The organism is Amycolatopsis sp. NPDC058986 (assembly GCF_042741125.1).
Lineage (GTDB): Bacteria > Actinomycetota > Actinomycetes > Mycobacteriales > Pseudonocardiaceae > Amycolatopsis.
This window is the reverse complement of record NZ_JBHYJW010000033.1, coordinates 21,630-39,585: the sequence shown is the minus strand read 5'-3', so window position 1 is coordinate 39,585 and position 17,956 is coordinate 21,630. Positions and strand designations below refer to the sequence as shown.

20 protein-coding genes are annotated in these 17,956 nt (G+C 68.7%); 10 read left to right on the top strand and 10 right to left on the bottom strand.

The annotated features are described in order from the left end of the window. Positions 1–20: 20 nt before the first annotated feature. From araA to ACFW0G_RS26775, 5 genes are all read right to left on the bottom strand, one after another. Positions 21–1,526, bottom strand: a complete 1,506-nt coding sequence (gene araA / locus ACFW0G_RS26795) for an L-arabinose isomerase (RefSeq protein WP_378328155.1) — start codon at positions 1,524–1,526, stop codon at positions 21–23. Beyond that, on the bottom strand, positions 1,523–2,227 hold the full coding sequence (locus tag ACFW0G_RS26790; protein WP_378328154.1) for an L-ribulose-5-phosphate 4-epimerase: 705 nt from the start codon (positions 2,225–2,227) through the stop codon (positions 1,523–1,525). The genes araA and ACFW0G_RS26790 overlap by 4 nt, the downstream gene beginning before the upstream one ends. Beyond that, positions 2,224–3,903: a ribulokinase gene (gene araB / locus ACFW0G_RS26785; RefSeq protein ID WP_378328153.1), complete on the bottom strand. Its 1,680-nt coding sequence runs from the start codon at positions 3,901–3,903 to the stop codon at positions 2,224–2,226. Before araB ends, ACFW0G_RS26790 begins: the two co-directional genes overlap by 4 nt. Before the next feature lie 118 nt (positions 3,904–4,021). Further along, positions 4,022–5,038, bottom strand: a complete 1,017-nt coding sequence (locus tag ACFW0G_RS26780; RefSeq protein WP_378328152.1) for a LacI family DNA-binding transcriptional regulator — start codon at positions 5,036–5,038, stop codon at positions 4,022–4,024. Between the two features lie 95 nt (positions 5,039–5,133). Further along, the gene (locus tag ACFW0G_RS26775) at positions 5,134–5,787 is read right to left on the bottom strand and encodes a TetR/AcrR family transcriptional regulator (protein ID WP_378328151.1); all 654 of its coding nucleotides are present in this window, start codon (positions 5,785–5,787) and stop codon (positions 5,134–5,136) included. Positions 5,788–5,937: 150 nt separating this feature from the next. Between ACFW0G_RS26775 and ACFW0G_RS26770 the strand changes: the two genes are divergently transcribed. Then, the gene (locus ACFW0G_RS26770) at positions 5,938–7,056 is read left to right on the top strand and encodes a serine hydrolase domain-containing protein (RefSeq protein WP_378328150.1); all 1,119 of its coding nucleotides are present in this window, start codon (positions 5,938–5,940) and stop codon (positions 7,054–7,056) included. Here ACFW0G_RS26770 and ACFW0G_RS26765 read toward each other — a convergent pair. The 4 genes from ACFW0G_RS26765 to ACFW0G_RS26750 all read right to left on the bottom strand — a co-directional run bounded on the left by ACFW0G_RS26765 (position 7,053) and on the right by ACFW0G_RS26750 (position 10,298). Further along, positions 7,053–8,057, bottom strand: coding sequence for an amidohydrolase family protein (locus tag ACFW0G_RS26765; protein ID WP_378328149.1), 1,005 nt, complete (start codon positions 8,055–8,057; stop codon positions 7,053–7,055). The two genes, ACFW0G_RS26770 and ACFW0G_RS26765, sit on opposite strands and share 4 nt — an antisense overlap. Positions 8,058–8,108: 51 nt before the next feature. Further along, entirely contained in the window at positions 8,109–8,780 is a 672-nt protein-coding gene (locus tag ACFW0G_RS26760) for a VOC family protein (protein ID WP_378328148.1), read from the bottom strand. A gap of 185 nt (positions 8,781–8,965) precedes the next feature. Then, positions 8,966–9,592 carry a TetR/AcrR family transcriptional regulator gene (locus ACFW0G_RS26755; protein ID WP_378328147.1) on the bottom strand — a complete coding sequence of 209 codons (627 nt, stop codon included), beginning with the start codon at positions 9,590–9,592 and terminating at the stop codon, positions 8,966–8,968. 124 nt (positions 9,593–9,716) lie between these two features. Next, positions 9,717–10,298, bottom strand: coding sequence for a TetR/AcrR family transcriptional regulator (locus ACFW0G_RS26750; protein ID WP_378328146.1), 582 nt, complete (start codon positions 10,296–10,298; stop codon positions 9,717–9,719). 96 nt (positions 10,299–10,394) lie between these two features. Between ACFW0G_RS26750 and ACFW0G_RS26745 the strand changes: the two genes are divergently transcribed. The 9 genes from ACFW0G_RS26745 to ACFW0G_RS26705 all read left to right on the top strand — a co-directional run bounded on the left by ACFW0G_RS26745 (position 10,395) and on the right by ACFW0G_RS26705 (position 16,130). After that, a complete protein-coding gene (locus ACFW0G_RS26745; RefSeq protein ID WP_378328145.1) occupies positions 10,395–11,057 on the top strand; it encodes an MBL fold metallo-hydrolase in 663 nt (220 codons plus the stop codon). 109 nt (positions 11,058–11,166) lie between these two features. After that, positions 11,167–11,592 (top strand): Imm1 family immunity protein, encoded by a 426-nt coding sequence (locus ACFW0G_RS26740; protein WP_378328144.1) that lies wholly within the window; start codon positions 11,167–11,169, stop codon positions 11,590–11,592. A 160-nt stretch (positions 11,593–11,752) separates the two neighbouring features. Next, positions 11,753–12,973, top strand: coding sequence for a helix-turn-helix domain-containing protein (locus ACFW0G_RS26735; protein ID WP_378328143.1), 1,221 nt, complete (start codon positions 11,753–11,755; stop codon positions 12,971–12,973). A 66-nt stretch (positions 12,974–13,039) separates the two neighbouring features. Then, positions 13,040–13,168 carry a hypothetical protein gene (locus ACFW0G_RS26730; RefSeq protein ID WP_378328142.1) on the top strand — a complete coding sequence of 43 codons (129 nt, stop codon included), beginning with the start codon at positions 13,040–13,042 and terminating at the stop codon, positions 13,166–13,168. Continuing rightward, positions 13,165–13,320: a hypothetical protein gene (locus tag ACFW0G_RS26725; protein ID WP_378328141.1), complete on the top strand. Its 156-nt coding sequence runs from the start codon at positions 13,165–13,167 to the stop codon at positions 13,318–13,320. The genes ACFW0G_RS26730 and ACFW0G_RS26725 overlap by 4 nt, the downstream gene beginning before the upstream one ends. Next, positions 13,317–13,604 (top strand): hypothetical protein, encoded by a 288-nt coding sequence (locus ACFW0G_RS26720; RefSeq protein ID WP_378328140.1) that lies wholly within the window; start codon positions 13,317–13,319, stop codon positions 13,602–13,604. The genes ACFW0G_RS26725 and ACFW0G_RS26720 overlap by 4 nt, the downstream gene beginning before the upstream one ends. 74 nt (positions 13,605–13,678) lie before the next feature. Then, on the top strand, positions 13,679–14,485 hold the full coding sequence (locus tag ACFW0G_RS26715; protein WP_378328139.1) for a helix-turn-helix domain-containing protein: 807 nt from the start codon (positions 13,679–13,681) through the stop codon (positions 14,483–14,485). 86 nt (positions 14,486–14,571) lie between these two features. Further along, the gene (locus tag ACFW0G_RS26710; protein WP_378328138.1) at positions 14,572–15,645 is read left to right on the top strand and encodes a dihydrodipicolinate reductase; all 1,074 of its coding nucleotides are present in this window, start codon (positions 14,572–14,574) and stop codon (positions 15,643–15,645) included. Continuing rightward, the gene (locus ACFW0G_RS26705) at positions 15,645–16,130 is read left to right on the top strand and encodes a carboxymuconolactone decarboxylase family protein (RefSeq protein WP_378328137.1); all 486 of its coding nucleotides are present in this window, start codon (positions 15,645–15,647) and stop codon (positions 16,128–16,130) included. The genes ACFW0G_RS26710 and ACFW0G_RS26705 overlap by 1 nt, the downstream gene beginning before the upstream one ends. Before the next feature lie 61 nt (positions 16,131–16,191). Here the strand turns inward: ACFW0G_RS26705 and ACFW0G_RS26700 are convergent, their stop codons facing one another. Next, positions 16,192–17,745, bottom strand: a complete 1,554-nt coding sequence (locus tag ACFW0G_RS26700; RefSeq protein ID WP_378328211.1) for a GMC oxidoreductase — start codon at positions 17,743–17,745, stop codon at positions 16,192–16,194. Positions 17,746–17,956: the final 211 nt, after the last annotated feature.

The following is a 17,956-nucleotide window of genomic DNA, read 5'->3' as shown; positions in this document are numbered from 1 at the left end:
GCGTTTCTCGAATTGCTCTGTCAGAAACCCAGCGCGAGCCGGTGATAGGCCTGGTTCCAGCGGATCCGGTCCGCGAAGTCCGCGGTCGTGGTGTGCTCGTCGATGACGAGCAGTTCGACGCCGAGCATGCGGGCGAAGTCCCGCACGGTCTCGGTGCCGACGGCCTGGCTGAGCACCGTGTGGTGCGGGGCGCCCGCGGTGATCCACGACTCCGCGGACGTCGTCAGCGAGGGCGCGGGCTTCCAGACCGCGCGGGCCACCGGCAGGTTCGGCAGCGGCTCGTCGGGCGGTACGACCTCGATCTCGTTGGCCACCATGCGGAACCGGTCGCCGAGATCGCTCAGCCCGAGCACGACGCCGGGTCCGGGGCGAGCGTCGAAGACGAGCCGGACGGGATCCTCCCGCCCGCCGATGCCCAGCGGGTGGATCTCGCACGACGGCTTCCCGGCCGCGATGCTCGGGCACACTTCGAGCATGTGCGCGCCGAGGATCTTCGGCTCACCCGGCCCGAAGTGGTAGGTGTAGTCCTCCATGAAGGACGTTCCGCGGTCCGATCCACGGCCCATCGTCTTGACCGCGGCCAGCAGCATCGACGTCTTCCAGTCGCCTTCACCGCCGAAGCCGTACCCGTCGGCCATCAGCCGCTGCACCGCGAGCCCCGGGAGCTGACGTAGCCCGCCCAGATCCTCGAAGTTCGTGGTGAACGCGCCGAACCCGCCCTCGGTGAGGAAGGACCGCAGGCCGAGTTCGATCCGCGCGGCGTACCGCAGGGAGTCGTGCCGCGCACCGCCGCGCGCCAGCTCGGGCCTGAGCACGTATTCGTCGGCGTACCAGACGACCAGATCGTCGACCTCCACAGTGGACACCGCGTCGACCCGCTCGACGAGGTCGTGCACGCCGTAGGTGTTGACCGAGACCCCGAACCTCCGCTCTGCCTCGACCTTGTCACCCTCGGTCACCGCGACGTCACGCATGTTGTCGCCGAACCGCGCCAGTTTCAGCGTCCGCAGCCGGGCCGCGCCGAGCGCCGCCCGCGCCCAGGCGTCGATTCGGGCCACCACCAGCGGGTCGGCCACGTGGCCGGCGACGGTTTTGCGGGGCACGCCGAGCCGGGTCTGGATGTAGCCGAACTCGCGGTCGCCGTGCGCGGCCTGGTTGAGGTTCATGAAGTCCATGTCGATACTGGCCCACGGCAGCGCCTGGTTGAGCTGGGTGTGCAGGTGCAGCACCGGTTTCCGCAGCGCGTCCAGCCCGGTGATCCACATCTTCGCCGGGCTGAACGTGTGCATCCACACGATCACCCCGGCACAGGCGGGGTCCGCGTTGGCCTCCTGCAGTACCCGGCGGATCCCGGCGGACCCGGTCAGCACCGGCTTCCCGATCAGCTCGCCCGGCAGCCCGCCGGACTCGGCGAGCAGGTGCTGGATCCGCAGGGACTGCCCGGCGACCTGCTCGAGCGTCTCGTCGCCGTAGAGCGACTGGCTGCCGGTGAGGAACCACACCTGCGGCTTGGTCCCGGACGTCATCTGTTCTCCCCGTTCTGGCCGGTTCGGTGCTGGCCGTAGACGTTCTGGTAGCGCTCGTGCAGCCGGTCGACGTCGTCTTCGGACAACGGAACGGGCTTCCCGAGCTGGTGTGCGATGTGGACAGTGCGCGCGACGTCCTCGACCATCACCGCGGCCTTCACCGCGTCCCGCGCGGTCCGCCCGACGGTGAACGGGCCGTGATTGCGCATCAGCACCGCGGGGGAGCGGCTCGCGCGCAGCGTCTCGACGATGCCGCGGCCGATCGAATCGTCCCCGATCAACGCGAACGGGCCGACCGGGATCTCGCCGCCGAACTCGTCGGCGATCATCGTGAGCACACAAGGAATCGGCTCGCCGCGCGCCGCCCACGCCGTCGCGTACGTCGAGTGCGTGTGCACCACCCCGCCGATCTCGGGCAGATGCCGGTAGACATACGCGTGCGCGGCCGTGTCGGAGGACGGTGCGAGGTCCCCGTGCACCAGCTTCCCGCGCAGATCGGTGACGACCATCGTGTCGGCGCTCAGGTCCGCATAGGACACTCCGGACGGCTTGATCACCATCAGGTCCTGGCCCGGCACACGTGCCGAGATGTTGCCCGCGGTCCAGCTGACCAGCTCGTTGCGGGTCAGCTCGCCGTGCAGCCGGGCGACGGTTTCCCGCAGCGCGGCTATGGTGTCGCGGGCTCGTGCGGTGAGCGTCATGTGTTCTGTCCTTTCGCGACAGTGGCCAGCTCGCGGCGACGGGCGGCGAGACGGTGCATGACGTCGTTGCCGCCGCGGCCGAAGTAGTCGTGCAAGAGCTCGTATTCGGCATACAGCTCGTCGTAGGCCGCCACGTTCGCCAGCACCGGGCGGTACACCAGCCGCTCGACCGAACCCATCGCGGCCGCGGCGGCACGGACGTCGGGGTACGCGCCGGCGGCGACCGCGGCGTGGATCGCCGAGCCGAGCGCGGGTCCCTGCGCCGACCCGATGATCGACAACGGCAGGTTGGTGACGTCGGCGTAGATCTGCATCAGCAGCGCGTTCTTGGTCAGCCCACCGGCGATGATCAGTTCGGTGACCGGCACTTCCGCCGCGGTGAACGTCTCGATGATCTTGCGGGTGCCGAACGCGGTCGCCTCCAGCAGCGCCCGGTAGACGTGCTCGGGGCGGGTGTCCAGGGTCTGCCCGACGAGCACCCCGGACAGCTCGTGATCCACCAGCACCGAACGGTTCCCGCTGTGCCAGTCGAGCGCGACGAGGCCGTGCTCGCCGACCTCCTGCCGCGCCGCGAGCCTGGTCAGCCACTCGTGCACGGACAGCCCCGCCGCCCACGCGTCGTCCACATGGGACGCTGGGACGCCCTGTTCGACGAACCAGCCGAAGATGTCACCTACGCCGCTTTGCCCCGCTTCGTATCCCCATAGCCCGGGAACGATCCCGCCGTCGACCACCCCGCACATGCCGGGAACCTCACGCAGCTCGGCACCGCTCATGACGTGGCAGGTCGAGGTGCCCATGATCGCCACCAGCTGCCCCGGCTCGACCGCCTGCGCCGCCGGTGCGGTCACGTGCGCGTCGACGTTGCCGACCGCCACCGCGATTCCCTCCGGCAGCCCGGTCAGCACGGCGGCCTCGGCGGTGAGGCTGCCCGCCCGGGACCCGAGCCGCCCCAACGGGTGTTCGAGCTTGTCGGCCACAAAGGACTCGAAGCCCGGCGTCAGCGCGTGGAGGAAGGCGCGGCTCGGATACCGGCCGTCCTGGTAGATCCCCTTGTACCCGGCCGTGCAGGTGTTGCGGACATAGGACCCGGTCAGCTGCCAGACGATCCAGTCGGCCAGCTCGACCCAGTGTCGCATCGCGGCGTAGACCTCGGGTGCCTCCTCGAAGACCTGCAACGCCTTCGCGAATTCCCACTCCGACGAGATCAGCCCGCCATACCGCGGTAACCACGCCTCACCGCGTTCCCGTGCGAGCGCGTTGATCCGGTCCGCCTGCGGCTGCGCCGCGTGATGACGCCACAGCTTCACGTACGCGTGGGGATTCCCGGTGAACTCCGGCACCTCGCACAGCGGCGTGCCGTCGGCGGTGGCAGGCACCATCGTGCAGGCCGTGAAATCCGTGCCGATCCCGATCACGTCACCCGGGTCGGCACCCGCTTCGGCGAGCGCGGCGGGGACGGCGGTGCGCAGGACGTCCACATAGTCCGACGGCACCTGGAGCGCCCAGCCGGGCGGCAGCTTCTGGAAGGTCGTGGGGAGCCGGTCGTCGACAACACCGTGCCGGTATTCGGTGACCGCGCTTCCCAGTTCCGCGCCGTCGCGGACCCTGACCACCACCGCGCGGCCCGACAGGGTGCCGAAGTCGACACCGACGACCAGAGGATCTGCTGGCACTGGGGACTTTCCTTTCGGGGACCGGGGTGACGGAGCGCCGCTGGCGGCGGGTGAAACGAGTACTGTTAGCGCTAACATTTGCGGGACGGCAAGACTGTAAGCGCTTTCCTGAGCAGGGCTACCGTTTTCCGGTGCTGTCCCGCACGATCAGATCGGGTGCCACGAGGTGGCGGGCGTCGGGGGAACCCCCGTTCATTCGCTCGACGAGTAACCGGAAGGTCCGTCTGCCGACCTCGATGAAGTCCTGCCGCACCGTCGTCAGCGGCGGGCTGAAGTAGGCCGCCTCGGGGACGTCGTCGAACCCGGCGACCCGGACGTCTCCCGGTACCGCGATCCCGGCCTCGGCGAACGCGCGCAGGACGCCCAGCGCCATCTGGTCGTTCGCGACGAAGACCGCGTCGACTCCTCTCTCGCGGACCAGTGCGCGGCCGGCGTCGTAGCCCGAGCGCGGGCTCCAGTCCCCGCGTAGCGCGGGTGGCACCGGCGCGCTGTGGCGTTCCAGGGTTTCCCGCCAGCCCCGTTCACGTTCGAGCGACTCCAGCCAGTCGGACGGCCCCGCCACGTGCCATACCGTCCGATGTCCCAGTGCGAGCAGGTGCTCGGTCACGCGCCGGGCCCCTTCGTGCTGGTCCACCGAGATCACCGGCACCGGAGCCGAGTCGCCACCGCCGACGGCGACCATCGGGACGTCGGCGGGCGCGCGCCGCAACGCGTCGCCCGCGGTGACATGCGGTGCGATCACGACGATGCCCTCGACCGCCTGGCGCCGCAGGTTCTCCACGGCATCCGCGATCGACGAGCGGCCGGGGCGGCTCACGCTCGCGATGGTGATCGCGTAACCCGCTTCGCGGGCCGCGTTCTCTATTCCGTGGAGCGTGCTCGCCGGACCGTACAAATTGGACTCCAGCGCGACCACGCCGAGCGTGTTCGACCGGCCCGTCGCCAGTGCCCGCGCGGCGGAGTTGGGGCGGTACCCCAGTTTCTCCACCGCGGCCAGCACGCGTGCCCGGGTTTCGGCGCGGACGGGGCCGGTGTCGTTCACGACCCGGGACACCGTCATGTGCGAGACCCCGGCCAGGGCCGCGACCTCGGCGAGCCCTGCCTGGCGCTTGCCAGAGGAGCCATCGGCGGGCATCGACACCTCCTTGCCGCGTTCCGGGTGCGTGAGCAAGGTTATGTTAGCGATAACAGGCAGCGGGTCAACCCGCTTCGGGTTGCGGTCCTGTCACGTCAGGGGAGACGAGCCTCGATGTCGGCGAGGTGGGCTGCGACGATCTCTTCGAACGCGGCGCGGCGGTCCGCCCCGAGAGGACGGACGTCGCGCGCGAAGTGGGCCAGGGCGGGGAAGTGTTCGGGGTCGGCGCCCAGCACCGCGACACGGAACAGTTCCATGCCCTGCTCGCGCTCGTCGGCGCTGAGGGTGCCGACTCCCGCCTCGGCGGCGATCAGCGCGGCGATGAGGACCACGAGCCGGTGGTAGCGCCCCGGGATTTCCGCGTCGGGCAGGCCCGACGAGCGCAGGGCCTGGAGCACTTCTTCCATGACCAACCGGGAACCGGTGCCGCTCGACGCGTAGCGCCCCCAGATCGAGGCGAGCTGGGGCTGCTGCCCGAAGGCCTCTCGCAGGCGCAGGGCCAAGGCGGTGATGCGCTGTCTCCAGTCGCCTTCGGGGCGGTGATCGTCCATCGCCGCCGCGAGGATCCGGTCCGCGACCGCGCGCAGCAGTTCGGTCTTGGTACGGAAGTGCCGGTAGAGGCTGGAGGAGTCGGTCCCGAGCGCCGCGGCGAGCTTGCGCACGCTGAACGACTCGGCGTCGCCCGTGCGCAGCAGATCCGCCGCCGTGTCCAGGATTTCCTCGGTCGCCCAACGCCTTCGACCTGTCATCTCGCTCCTCTCGTCGCGGCCAGCATAGCTTATGCACTTGCTGTTGCACGCAGTGCGTGCATAATGAGGACATGTGCCGCCCGAAGCGGCGCGCTCCCACGCTTCGCCGTCGTCGAGTTCGCGACTGGGGAATAGGAAAGGACATCCGCCATGAGGAAACCGCTGGATCCCGCCGAGTTGGCCGCCGCTCTGGAAAACGTCCACCGTGCCGGGATACCGGGCCTGTTCGCCGAGGTGCGCGACGGCGAAGAGATCTGGCGCGGCGCCGCCGGTGTCGCCGATGTCGTCACGGGCCGTCCCGTCACCGCCGATCTGCGGCACCGCGTCGGCAGCATCACCAAGACCTTTACCGCCGCCGCCGTGCTGCAGCAGGTCGAGCAGGGCCAGATCGGGCTCGACACATCGATCGGCCACTACCTGCCGGGACTGGTTCCCGGCGAACGCGGTGCCGCGATCACGGTCCGGATGTTGATCAACCACACCAGCGGGCTCGCCGAATACCTCCCTTATGCCTACCCGACGCTGAAAGCGTTTCCCGACATGGCGAACACCTGGCCGCAGAGCCTGGACGACCACCGCTTCACGCGCTTCGACGCGGAAGAACTGATCGGGCTGGGGGCCGCCGCGCCCGCCACCGGTGCCCCGGGCAGTACGCCGGGGGTGTACTCCAACACCAACTACCTGCTCCTCGGCGCACTTCTGGAACAGGTGACCGGTGTCGCGGCCGAAAAGTACATCACCCACAACATCATCGAGCGCGCCGGTCTCCGGGACACCGCGTTCCCCGACGGGGCGCACGTCGACGGGCCGCACTCGCGGCTCTACGAGTCCTGGTTCGGCATGATCGACCCGCCACGCGATTTCAGCGTCTACGACATGTCCTTCGTGGGACCCGCCGCGTCCCTGATCTCGACCGTCGCGGACCTCAACCGCTTCTTCGGCCTGCTGCTGGCGGGCGAGATCGTCGGCGCGGAGTCGCTGGCGCGGATGCGACGCACCGTCCCGGTCATCTCCCAGGAACGCAAGACGATCGACTACGGCCTCGGCCTGCATCCGATGGCGGCCGCGGACGGGACCACCTTCTGGGGCCACGGCGGCTCGGTCTGGGGCGGAGGAGCGTTGGCGATGACCAGCGCCGACGGCGAGCGGCAGCTGGCCGTGGCGGTGAACCTGCAGCGCTGGAACAGGTTCGGGCCCTCGGGCAAGCCGCTACCGCATCCGATCGACGACGCGCTAGCGGCTTTCCACCGGGTGGCGATGTGCGGCTAGCCCCGATGGGGAACGGTCCGGGGTGGTGCCTTGTCGAAGTCGAACAGCGCCAACGCATTGCCGTAGAGGATCTTCTCGATTTCCTGGTCGGGCAATCGGGATTCCTTGATGTACTCGAACGTCTGCTTGTAGGACTCGACCGACAGCAGAATGGGGAAGTCGCTACCCGGCACGATATGGTCGGCGCCGAAGGCTTCGCAGGCACACCGGAGAGCGGCTTGTGAACCCCATCCAACGGTGTCGTAGTACAGGCTGCGAGCCATCACGCTTGGTGGACTGAGCAGGTCTGGCGTGCTTGCCTGGCCATCGAGTCTCGCCAGCTGCATGGGGATCAGGCCACCCAGATGAGGAATGATGATTTTGATATTCGGATAGCGAGCCGGGATGTTTCGCTTGATCAGATGGAGAACGACAGCGGTGTCCTCCAGTGATGCCCCGGCCGCCGCCGTGAAGCCGTAGTCGTTGATCAACGGTGAACAGATGCCGTTTTGGGATGGATGAAAGAAAAGTGTCGTGCCACGCGCGTTCATCTCCTCGTACAGTGGTTCGAATTCCTCCTCGGCCGTGGAGCGGTTGAACACCGAGCAGTTGAAGGTCACGCCGACCATGCCCAACTCGTCCAGCCCGCGCCGCATTTCCTCGAGTGACGCATCGATATGCGGCAAGGGCAGAGAAACGAAGGAGGAGAACCGGTCAGGATGCGAATTCGTCAGCTCGCAGTAGCTGTCGTTGAGTATATGTGCCGCCTCGACCGCCACCTGGGGTTCCGGCGCGTATGGTGCCAGACCGGCGGCGGAGAGGACCTGCCGCTCCACTCCGGCATCGTCCATCATGTCGATACGCTGATCGATCATCCCCGGTTCATCGGTCATGACCGCGAGCGTCTTGCGTTCCGCTAGTACCGATTTCGCCGGGGTCGTGGCTGGCGTCCCAGCGGTCAACGCTCCCAGCATGGGCCGATACGAGGTAGGCAGGTAATGGGCGTGTACGTCGACGATCATGTGTGTCGGTCCTCCTTGTGTCCGTTCGTAGCGGCAGGCCGGCCGACGGCGCTAGAGGTCGGCCGGGTCCCTGCGCAGCGTGACCTCGCGCCCGGCCGCGGTGCGCACCGTGACCGCGCGCACGCCCGGCCGACCGGACACGACGGCCAGCGGCAGCCGGTCGAAGGTCTCGGCACCGATGTGCTCCCGCAGTTCCCCGGCGTCAGCACCGATCTCCAGCCGGGTCACGGCCACCCCGCGCTCACCGTGCTCCGCCGCCCCACGATCCGGGTTGGTGGCCGGGTCCTCCCGGTAGAACCAGTTCGGCAGCCCCCGTCGCCAGCACGTGTCGAGCGCGCGGCCGGGGCCGGGCGCGGTGGTGATGACGCGCTGGGTACCGTCGGGCTGGACGCGCCCCGGAAGCCGCGCCACTTCGCCGCCGAGCCGCTGCGCGACCGCGGCCAGTTCGTCGAGGGTGTCGGCGCGCAGGCTCCAGAACATCCACCGGTCGCCGTCCGCGACGACCCGATCGAACCAGGCGGCCCCCGCCTCACGCTCGGCCGCGGGTGCCGTCACCGCCTCGACCTCCAGGTAGACGTCCCCGCCGAGAGGGAAGATGGTGTTCGCGATGCCGGCGGCGAAGACGCCACCTTCGTAGTGGGCGAGTCCCGTCTCCTCCCGCACCCGGCGGACCCCGTCGTCCAGGTCGCGGACGCCCAGGCAGAGGTGATCCAGATGAAACATGCCGGTCCTTTCCGGGTTCACCACGTCACGGTGAGCTTCCTCCTGCGAAGAGCTACCGAACGAATGTTCACCAACTTACTGAACACATGTTAGGAATCTCGGGGCACCCTGTCCACCCGCCCGGTCGAGATCGCCGCCACAGCAGGGAACGGTCGTCGGTGTGGAACGGGAGAAAACGCCGTGTTTCAGGCGAAAACGAGCGAAACGAACTCGTCGACGAACGCCATCACCGAGTCCGCATCGGTGTGCTTGGGGGAGTTCGGGAAGAGAGCGACGCGGCCGTGCGCGCCGACGAAGGCGATCACGGCGGCCCGCTCGGCGGGCACCCGGAGCGCGATCCCCGCCGCGGCACAGCGTGCGAAGCCGTCGACGAGCAGATCGATCACCTCGGCCAGCGGCCCGGCGGGCCGGGCACCGGGTGCGGTCCGGGGAGGCCCGTCGGCGGTCATCAGCCGGTAGTGTCCGGGGTTCTCCACCGCGAACCGGCAGGAAGCATGGATCATCGCCCGCACGCGGCCCACCACGTCGCCGGAGTCCACGCGCCCCTCGGCCGCCTCCATCGCGGCACGCAGCCGGGCGAACTCGTACTCGGTGAGCCCCGTGACGAGCGCGGCGCGATCGGTGAAGTGCTGGTAGATACTGGCCGGCGCGATACCGGCGGCGCGGGCGACGCCGCGGATGGTCAGCCCGTCCTCCCCGTCGAGCTCGGACAGCAACCGGCTGGCCGCGGCGAGGATCTCCCCGCGCAGCCGCTCGCCCTCCCCCCAGCGGTTGCGCGTGCGCGGAGCGCTGACCCGGACCTCTTCCGACATGTACCCATTCTTACCGTTCGCGCCGCGGCAGAGCTTGGGTAGCCGCGCGGAATGCGGCGCAGTCTCGCATCCTGGCCGACGCGGTCGCGGCGTGCCCGCGGGGTCCGGCCTCGGCGACGCAAGGCTAGTCCCGATGGGGAACGAGCATCGCGGTGGCCTCGTGGATGAACGACGTCAGGTGCGGGCCGCGCGGCGAAGTGCCGGGGTCCTGCTGACCCAGTTGCAGCAGGCCGAGAACGGTCGCGTACGCGATCCTCGCCCGGTGCCGGGCTTGCGCGGGTGAGAGGCCGAGTTCGCGGTAGGTGCGGACGAGCAGGTCCAGCCGGGCTTGGTTGACCCGGCCCAGTACGGCGTGGACCCGCTCGTCGCTCCGTTCCGCGAGCAGGCTCAGAAGTACCGAAGGTGCCAGGCCGGTGCCGGCGCGCGCGGCCGCCGAAACCAGCTGGCGCAGTCGTTCCGCGGGCTCGGTCGTCGCGGCGAATTCGGCCAGGCCGTCCTGGCCGTGGGTACGTTCCCACTCGGCCAGCGCGGCCACGACGAGTTCGTCGCGGTTGCTGTAGTGCGCGTAGAAGCTGCCCTTGGTGACGCCCAGTTTGCGAGCCAGAGGCTCGACCGCGACGGCGGCCAGCCCGCCGTGGGCGATCGCCTCCAGGGCCGCCCGCGCCCAGTCCTGCCCGGACAGCCGCGGCATCCGTTGCTCCTGCACGCCGCCAGGATACGGGACCGTATTGACGGATGACCATACGGGGGCGTATCAATACGACAGCGTATCAATACGGTTCCGTATGTTAAGGGGGACGGGATGTTCGAGATCGCAGAGGACGTGTTCCTGCTCGAAGGCAGGCCGCGCTTCGCCTACAACGTCTATTTGCTGGACGACGTCCTGGTCGACGCCGGATCGCGGCACGCCGGACGACGCATCCTGCGCCAGCTCGCGGGCCGGAAGGTGCGGGCGCACGCGGTGACGCACGCGCATCCTGACCACCAGGGCGCCAGTCACGCGGTGTGCGAGCGGTTGGGGCTCCCGCTGTGGTGCGGCGCGGGCGACGCGGACGCCCTCGAAAGTGGCGACCTCACGGCGGTGACTCCGGACGTCGCGATCGCCCGCTGGCAGCTGGCCCACTGGGCGGGCCCGGCGCACCCGGTCGCCCGGCGCCTGCGCGAAGGCGACGTCGTCGGCGGATTCACGGTGCTGGAGACGCCGGGACACACACCCGGTTCGGTTTCTTTCTGGCGTGAAGCCGATCGGGTGCTGATCGCCGGCGACGTGGTCAACCGGCGTCCGCTGGTCATGGGCGGGGCCCTCGCCGAGGCGCCTGTCGCGTTCTGCGTGGATCCGGCACGCAACCGTGAGTCGATCCGCCGTCTCGCCGGTCTCGATCCCCGGATCGTCTGCGTCGGTCACGGCCACCCGCTGCGCGACACCGGGCAACTCGCGGACCTCGCGGCCCGGTTACCAGCTTGAATAGCGTCGCGAATGGGACATTGACGGCGTTGAACGTCCCCAATGTGCCATTCGCGACGCCGCCGGACGGCACCCGCACCGTCAACCGCTACACCGGAAAGGCGAACCGATGAAGGTGGAAGCCTGGTACGACCAGGACGCCGACGACCCGACCATCGTCACCACGGCGGCCGAACTCGACGCCGTCCTTGACAAGGTGGCGGCACTCGACGGCCCCAGGCTCGTCCAGCTGTACCCCGCCGACGGCCCGGACGGCCCGGAACTCTCCGCCGGACTCCATGGCGACCGGGGCGTCTTGCGCTACGCAGGCCACGACGCCCCATCAGGCTCCTGCAGCCGCAACACCGGGACACCGTTCGCCCGGCCCGAATGGGGTGCGGTCCGCTACTACTACATGACTTCGGACAACGACTATCCCGACAACGCCGAGATCCCCGCCGAAGCCGTCCGTAAAGCCGCCCACGAATTCATGACGACCGGAGCGCGACCGACCAGCGTCGAGTGGACCGAAGAGCAGCGCCTGCCGAGGTTCTGAGTGCCATTCGCGACAGCGCTGACGGAACCTCGATCGGCCGCCCCTGCTCACCTGGTCGTGTAGCAGCTACGCTGGGTGGCGTACCTCTTCGCGGAGGAACGCCCCCGGGTAGCTCTCGGGTGCACGCGGAGAGGTCGACTCCGCGAATGAGGGGGTCTGCGTGACCGACGACGACGTGTTGCCCGTTGGCAAGAGGATCAGGCTGCACCGCGAGCGCGTGGGAATGTCGCGTCCGGTGCTTGCCGGGCTCCTGGGGAAGTCCGTCGAGTGGCTGAAGGCGGTCGAGTCCGGGCGGCTTCAAACGCCACGGCTTCCGATGCTGCTCCGGATCGCGCAGGCACTCGAACTCGAAGATCTGGCCAAGCTGACCGGCAACGGCCACGCCGTGCCCGTGACGGTCTACGCCGGACAGCGCCACGCTGCGCTGTCCGCCGTGCAGTCCGCGCTCACCGAATACCGGATCAATGCCACGCCGGAGCCAGTTTCCGTTCTTCATCTCGCCGAGCGGTTGCGTGTCGCGTGGCTCGTCCGGCACTCCTCCTCCGATCACCGAACCCAGCTCGGCGCGCTCCTGCCCGGACTCATCAGCGACGCGCAGGCAGCCGTACGCGCCCTTTCCGAGCCCGAGCGGCGTGAGGCCCGGCGAGTGCTTTCCGGGGTCTATCAGCTGGCCGATTTCTACGTTGCTTACCAGCCATCGCCGGAATTGGTCTGGATGGTCGCCGACCGGGCACTGACCGAGGCGCAGGAGGCGGACGACCCGTATTCGATCGCCGGAGGCGCTTGGGCAATGGTGCAGGCCCTGCGTGATGCCGGGCGGTGGGACGAGGCGGTGTCGCTGGCGACAGCTGCAAAGGATCAGTTGCTGCCTCACCTCGATACCGCGCCCGTCCACTGGCGCGGGATGGCCGGTGCGCTGGACGCGGAGATCGCCTACGTCCACGCACGGCGCGGACGACACGGTGAGGCATGGGCGCATTGGGAAGCCGCAGAGCGAGTCGCCAAGGGCCTAGGCGCCGACTACCGCCACACCCAGACTTCGTTCTCCCAGAGCGTGATGAAGGCACACGCGGTAACCCTCGGAGTGGAACTTCGCCGGGTTGGTGAAGCTCGGCGAGCCGTCGAGTCGCTGGACCCTGTTTCGATTCCTTCGCTGGCGCGGCGGAGCCGCCACCTCATCGAAGTCGCTCGTGTACACGCGCTCGAAGACGACAGGGCCGCGGTTCTCGCCACCCTCGACCGGGCGCAGCGGGTGGCATCCGAGACGATCAGCTACAACGGGTTTGCCCGGGACATGCTGGTGGAATTGTCCAAACGTCCGCCAGCGGGTGCGCGAGACGAGGTGCGGGACCTTGGCCAGCGGGTCGGCCTGGTGGCCTGACAGCTGATCGGGTGAGGGTACAAACCGTACCCTTCGGAGGTTTCCGCAGGTCATAGCGTCCTGCACATGGCACAACAAGGGCGTGGCGACAAGCGGATCTTGCGCGCGACCGACATCTGCGGCAACGGCGTGGACACCGTGAGCGAAGTGGACACGCTCGCGGAGAGCGCGCTGCGAGCAGGCGGTGCGCGGTGAACGTGACCGGAAAGGGCGCCGAGGGGATCGGCATCGCGGCGCAGGCGATGGCCGCGCAGCAGCTTCAACAGCAGTTGGCTGCCGAAGCGGAGCGCCAGCAGCGTGACCGGGCTGAGGAAAATATCGGCGACCAGCCGGAGCGCCTGCCGTGAGCGCGCTGATCTATGTGGATCTCGCGCATCTGCACCCGGTTGTCGATGGGGTGTGGCATCGGGCGTGGCTCACTCATTTGCCCGCGCCGGGCGAGGGTGTCGCGATGTTGTGTGGTCTTGTTGCGACCGCGGAGTATTGCGATCGTCTGGATCGGGATACGCACGGTGTGCCGGTCCAGTGCTGGGATTGTGAGCGCGAGTATCGCGCGGAGCTGGGCTATTCGCCGCCGCCGGGCGGTTACCCGACGGCTTCTCATCGGCCGGTTCCGTACCCACGCGCGTGACGCGGAGGCACAACGGCGCGGTGGCCGACCGGCTGCGGCACCACTGGCACACCTGAGAGGAACGAGTACTGACGTTGCGTGCTTCTACGACGCGGAGTTTTACCCCGGCGGCTGTCGCGTTGTGTGTCAGGCTGCGTGCGGTCCGGGAGGCTCGGAAGATCACCTACCGGGAACTGGGTGCGCGTACGGGTATCTCCTTTGCGGAGCTGGCTTTGTACGAGAGCGGGCGGCGCGCGCCGCACGTGGAGAACGTGGCTCGGATCATCGGTGGCTTGCACGTGGGTGCCGACGAGGGCGCGCGGTTGCTCGCACTCGCGCGCCAGGTCGGTCTTCCCGACTTCGTCGATGCGGACCCGGCGGTCCATCCGGCGCTGCTGCTGGAGTACGAGCACCGGGCGACCAGGATCACCGTGTGGGCGCCGGAGGTGATTCCCGTGCCGCTGCAAACCGCCGATTACGTCGGGGCGCTCGGTGGTGAGGATGAACGCGTGGTGCTCGCGGCTTCGCGGCAGCACGTCCTGTCGATGCGGTACCGGGTGCTGCTCGGCGAGCGTGCGGTACGCCGCCTCCCGGGAGGGTGTGACGTCGGTCGAGGCCAGCTTCGGCATCTGCTGGATCAGGCCGTGCCGATCTGCATCGTGCCCGACACCGTGAGGTGGCCGTTGCCCGCGGCGTTCGCGTGTATCACGTTGCCTCCGGAGCGGGAGGTCGTCGTTGCCGAGCACAATCGGTGCCACGCCTACCTGACCAGCGACAGCGCGGTGACGCACTACCAGCACACCTTGGCCTCGCTTGAGGAACACGCACTGCCCGAACGCGAAACCCGCCGCCTCATCGCCAGTCACGTCGGCGCTCGTTCGCGTGCACCGGCGCGAGCCTGACCGCCATTGCGACGTTCGGCCGTACGGTCCGCTCACCGGAACGAAAGGCTTCCCGGATTCGCGACGGCGCGGGGAAACTCGGCGGAATGATCGCCACAGTGGTGTGGGGTACGGGCAATGTCGGCCGGGCCGCGATCCGGGCCGTCGACGCTCATCCGGCGTTGAAGCTGACCGCGGTGCTCGTCCACGATCCCGCGAAGGTCGGCAAGGACGCGGGCGAGCTGGCCGGGGTGGACGCGCTGGGCGTGGCCGCGACCGACGACGTCGAGGCCGTGCTGGCGGCGAGTCCGCGCGCGGTGGTCTACGCCGCCTCGGGCGATGTCCGGCCCGGCGACGCGCTCGCCGACATCGTGCGGGCGGTCCGGGCGGGCGCGGTTGTCGTGACGCCGTCGCTCTATCCGCTCTACGACCAGCGGAACGCGCCGCCGGAGCTGCGGGAGCCGGTGCTGGCGGCGATCGAGGACGGCGGCGGTTCGCTGTTCGTCTCCGGCGTCGATCCCGGCTGGGGCAACGACGTGCTGCCGTTGCTGATCAGCGGGCTGGGTACTACCGTCGACGCCATCCGGTGCCAGGAGATCTTCGACTACTCGACCTACGAGCAGCCCGATTCCGTCCGCTATCTGGTCGGGATGGGCCAGCCGATGGACTACCAGCCGCCGATGCTCCTGAGCGGCGTGCCGACGATGGTGTGGGGCGGCCAGGTCCGGCTGATGGCGCGGGCGCTGGACGTCGAGCTGGACGAGATCCGCGAGACGCTCGACCGGCGGCCACTCGAGGAAACCGTGACCACGCGGACCATGGGCGAGTTCGAGGCGGGCACGCAGGGCGCGGTGCGGTTCGAGGTCCAGGGCGTCGTCGACGGCGAGCCGCGGATCGTCGTCGAGCACGTGACGCGCATCCACCCGTCGTGCGCGCCGGACTGGCCGACGCCGCCGAGTGGCGCGGGCGCGCACCGCGTGATCATCGAAGGCAGGCCACGCATCGAGGTCACGGTCGAGGCGAGCGACGAGGGCGAAAACCGTTCCGCGGGCGGTAATGCCACCGCGGTAGGCAGGCTCGTCGGCGCGATCGACTGGCTGGCGGGCGCGGAACCCGGTCTGTACGACGCACTCGACGTCCCGCTGCGCCCGGCAGCAGGCAAGCTCGGAAGGAAACGTTGATGCGCATCGACATCCCCGAGGGCAAGGATCCGATCGGGTACGTGTGGGGCGAGATGGTGCCCGGCATCGGAGTCGCCGCGTCGAACTTTTCGCTGGCCGTCTACTCGCACACGACGTTGGGGTTGCGGGAGTTCGAGGCCGCGCGCCTGCGGATCGCGCAGCTCAACGGCTGCGTCTTCTGTCTCGACTGGCGTACCGAACGCGACGGCGAAAAGGTCGAGGAGGAGTTCGCGGACGCGGTGCTGGACTGGCGCACGACGGACCGCTTCGACGACCGGACGCGGCTCGCGGCGGAGTACGCCGAGCGGTACGCCCTCGACCATCACGGCCTCGACGAGGAGTTCTGGACGCGGATGTCCGCACACTACAGCCAGCGGGAAATCGTCGAGCTGAGCATGAGCCTCGGTTCGTGGCTGGCGTTCGGGCGGCTGAATCACGTTCTCGGGCTGGACACGGTCTGCGTGCTCCCGTCGCACCGGTCGTGACGAATGCCGTGAAGGCCTCCTTCACGGCGTTGAGCGCTGTGAAGGAGGCCTTCACGGACCATCAGAAGTCCGTCGCGACGATCTTCTCGATGTTGCGTTCTGCCAGCGCCGTGATGGTGACGAAGGGATTGACGCTGGTGTTGCCCGGGATCAGGGCGCCGTCGATGACGTAGAGGCCCGGATACCCGGCGAGCCTGCCGTAGTTGTCGGTCGCCTTGTTCAGCACCGCGCCGCCGAGCGGGTGGTAGGTGAGGTGGTCGCCCCAGATCTTGTACGCGCCGAAGAGATCGGTCCGGTAGATCGTCCCCTCCGTCGCGTTGATCCTGTCGAAAATGGACTTCGCCATGTCGATCGACGGCTGCTTCCACGCGGTCTGCCAGTTCAGGTCCACGCGTTGCGTCGACGGGTTCCAGCTGAACTGCGCGCGGTTCGGGTTCTTCGTGATGGACAGGTAGAACGACGCCCACGTCTCGATCCCGGTCGGCAGCGGGGCGACTTCGGCGAACGCGCCGCCCGCGGCCCAGTTGTCGATGCCGCCGCAGGGAATGGACGCCTGGAGACTGCCGGTCGGGTCCCAGAGGTGGTTGGCGCGCCCGCACATGACGTTCCCGTTGTCACCCCAGCTCTTTCCGACCTCGCCGTTCAGGTTCGGCAGCGCGCCGGTGGCCTTGAGCTTCACCAGCAGCTTGCTCGTCCCGACGCTGCCCGCGGCGAAGAACACCTTGTCCGCGGTCACCGTCTTCGTGGTGGACACCGTTCCGTCGGTGGTGAGCTGTTCGATCGCGACCGTGTAGCCGCCGCCCGAGGCGGGTGCCACCGACGTCACGCGGTGCAGCGGCGAGACGCTGACCCTGCCGGTCGCCGCGATCCGCGGAAGATAGGTCTTCTGCAGGGATTTCTTGCCGTAGTTGTTGCCGTACAGGATTTCCCCGGCGAGCGCGGACTTCGGCACGGTGCCCGCCGCTTCCTGCTCCATGTAGTTCCAGTCGTACACGTCGGGCACGAACACGAACGGGAAACCGGACCGCTGCGCCTGTTTGCGGCCGACGCGGGCGTATTGGTAGCAGTCGGTGGTGTCGAACCAGGCCGGGCGGACGGTGCCGACGCCGAGGCCCTCGTTGGCGCGCGGGTAGTAGACGTCGTACATCTCGTCCGCGTTCACCGACGGGAGGATCGCGCCGAAGTTCTCCCGTTTCGGCGTGACGGCCATACCGCCGTTGACGAGCGACCCGCCGCCGACGCCCCGGCCCTGATAGACGATGATCCCGCCGAACTCCTCCGCGTCGAGGATTCCGGTGTAGCGCGGGATGTCCTTGTCGAGCGGGAACCCGAGGAAGTTGGAAAGCGGTTGCTTCGTCCTGGTACGCAACCAGAACGATCGCTGGTCCGGGCTGGTGGTGTTGGCGAAGATCCTGCCGTCCGCGCTGGGGGTGTCCCATGCCATGCCCATCTCGATCATGGCGACGTCGACGCCGGCCTGCGCGAGCCGCAGCGCGGCGACCGAACCGCCGTAGCCGCTGCCGATCACCAGCGCGGAAACGTGTGCCCCGCTGGGCAGGCCGGTGGTGGACACCGGCGCGGCGGCGGCGCGGCCGCCGAGAGCGGCTCCGGCCAGGATGGAACTGGTTCCTGCTAGGAAGAGGCGACGGGATATGGTGTCAGAAGTGGGTCTCCACACGGGTTTGTCGCTCATTTGACAGTCCTCGCCGTTGAGGGATTTAGAACAAGTTATAGAGCAGTGTTTTGAGCGCGTCGACGTTTACCCGCGAGTAACCTGTCCGGCTGGGACGGCGTTGGGACGAATGGACCATCATGGACGTCCGTGT

Excerpts from the sequence above, each read along its gene's own strand:
- ACFW0G_RS26770 (WP_378328150.1), top strand. The coding sequence starts at position 5,938 with ATGAGGAAACCGCTGGATCCCGCCGAGTTGGCCGCCGCTCTGGAAAAC.
- ACFW0G_RS26755 (WP_378328147.1), bottom strand. The coding sequence starts at position 9,592 with ATGTCGGAAGAGGTCCGGGTCAGCGCTCCGCGCACGCGCAACCGCTGG.
- ACFW0G_RS26780 (WP_378328152.1), bottom strand. The coding sequence starts at position 5,038 with ATGCCCGCCGATGGCTCCTCTGGCAAGCGCCAGGCAGGGCTCGCCGAG.
- ACFW0G_RS26760 (WP_378328148.1), bottom strand. The coding sequence starts at position 8,780 with ATGTTTCATCTGGATCACCTCTGCCTGGGCGTCCGCGACCTGGACGAC.
- ACFW0G_RS26705 (WP_378328137.1), top strand. The coding sequence starts at position 15,645 with ATGCGCATCGACATCCCCGAGGGCAAGGATCCGATCGGGTACGTGTGG.
- ACFW0G_RS26765 (WP_378328149.1), bottom strand. The coding sequence starts at position 8,057 with ATGATCGTCGACGTACACGCCCATTACCTGCCTACCTCGTATCGGCCC.
- araA (WP_378328155.1), bottom strand. The coding sequence starts at position 1,526 with ATGACGTCCGGGACCAAGCCGCAGGTGTGGTTCCTCACCGGCAGCCAG.
- ACFW0G_RS26775 (WP_378328151.1), bottom strand. The coding sequence starts at position 5,787 with ATGACAGGTCGAAGGCGTTGGGCGACCGAGGAAATCCTGGACACGGCG.
- ACFW0G_RS26710 (WP_378328138.1), top strand. The coding sequence starts at position 14,572 with ATGATCGCCACAGTGGTGTGGGGTACGGGCAATGTCGGCCGGGCCGCG.
- ACFW0G_RS26730 (WP_378328142.1), top strand. The coding sequence starts at position 13,040 with ATGGCACAACAAGGGCGTGGCGACAAGCGGATCTTGCGCGCGACCGAC.
- ACFW0G_RS26745 (WP_378328145.1), top strand. The coding sequence starts at position 10,395 with ATGTTCGAGATCGCAGAGGACGTGTTCCTGCTCGAAGGCAGGCCGCGC.
- ACFW0G_RS26740 (WP_378328144.1), top strand. The coding sequence starts at position 11,167 with ATGAAGGTGGAAGCCTGGTACGACCAGGACGCCGACGACCCGACCATC.
- ACFW0G_RS26790 (WP_378328154.1), bottom strand. The coding sequence starts at position 2,227 with ATGACGCTCACCGCACGAGCCCGCGACACCATAGCCGCGCTGCGGGAA.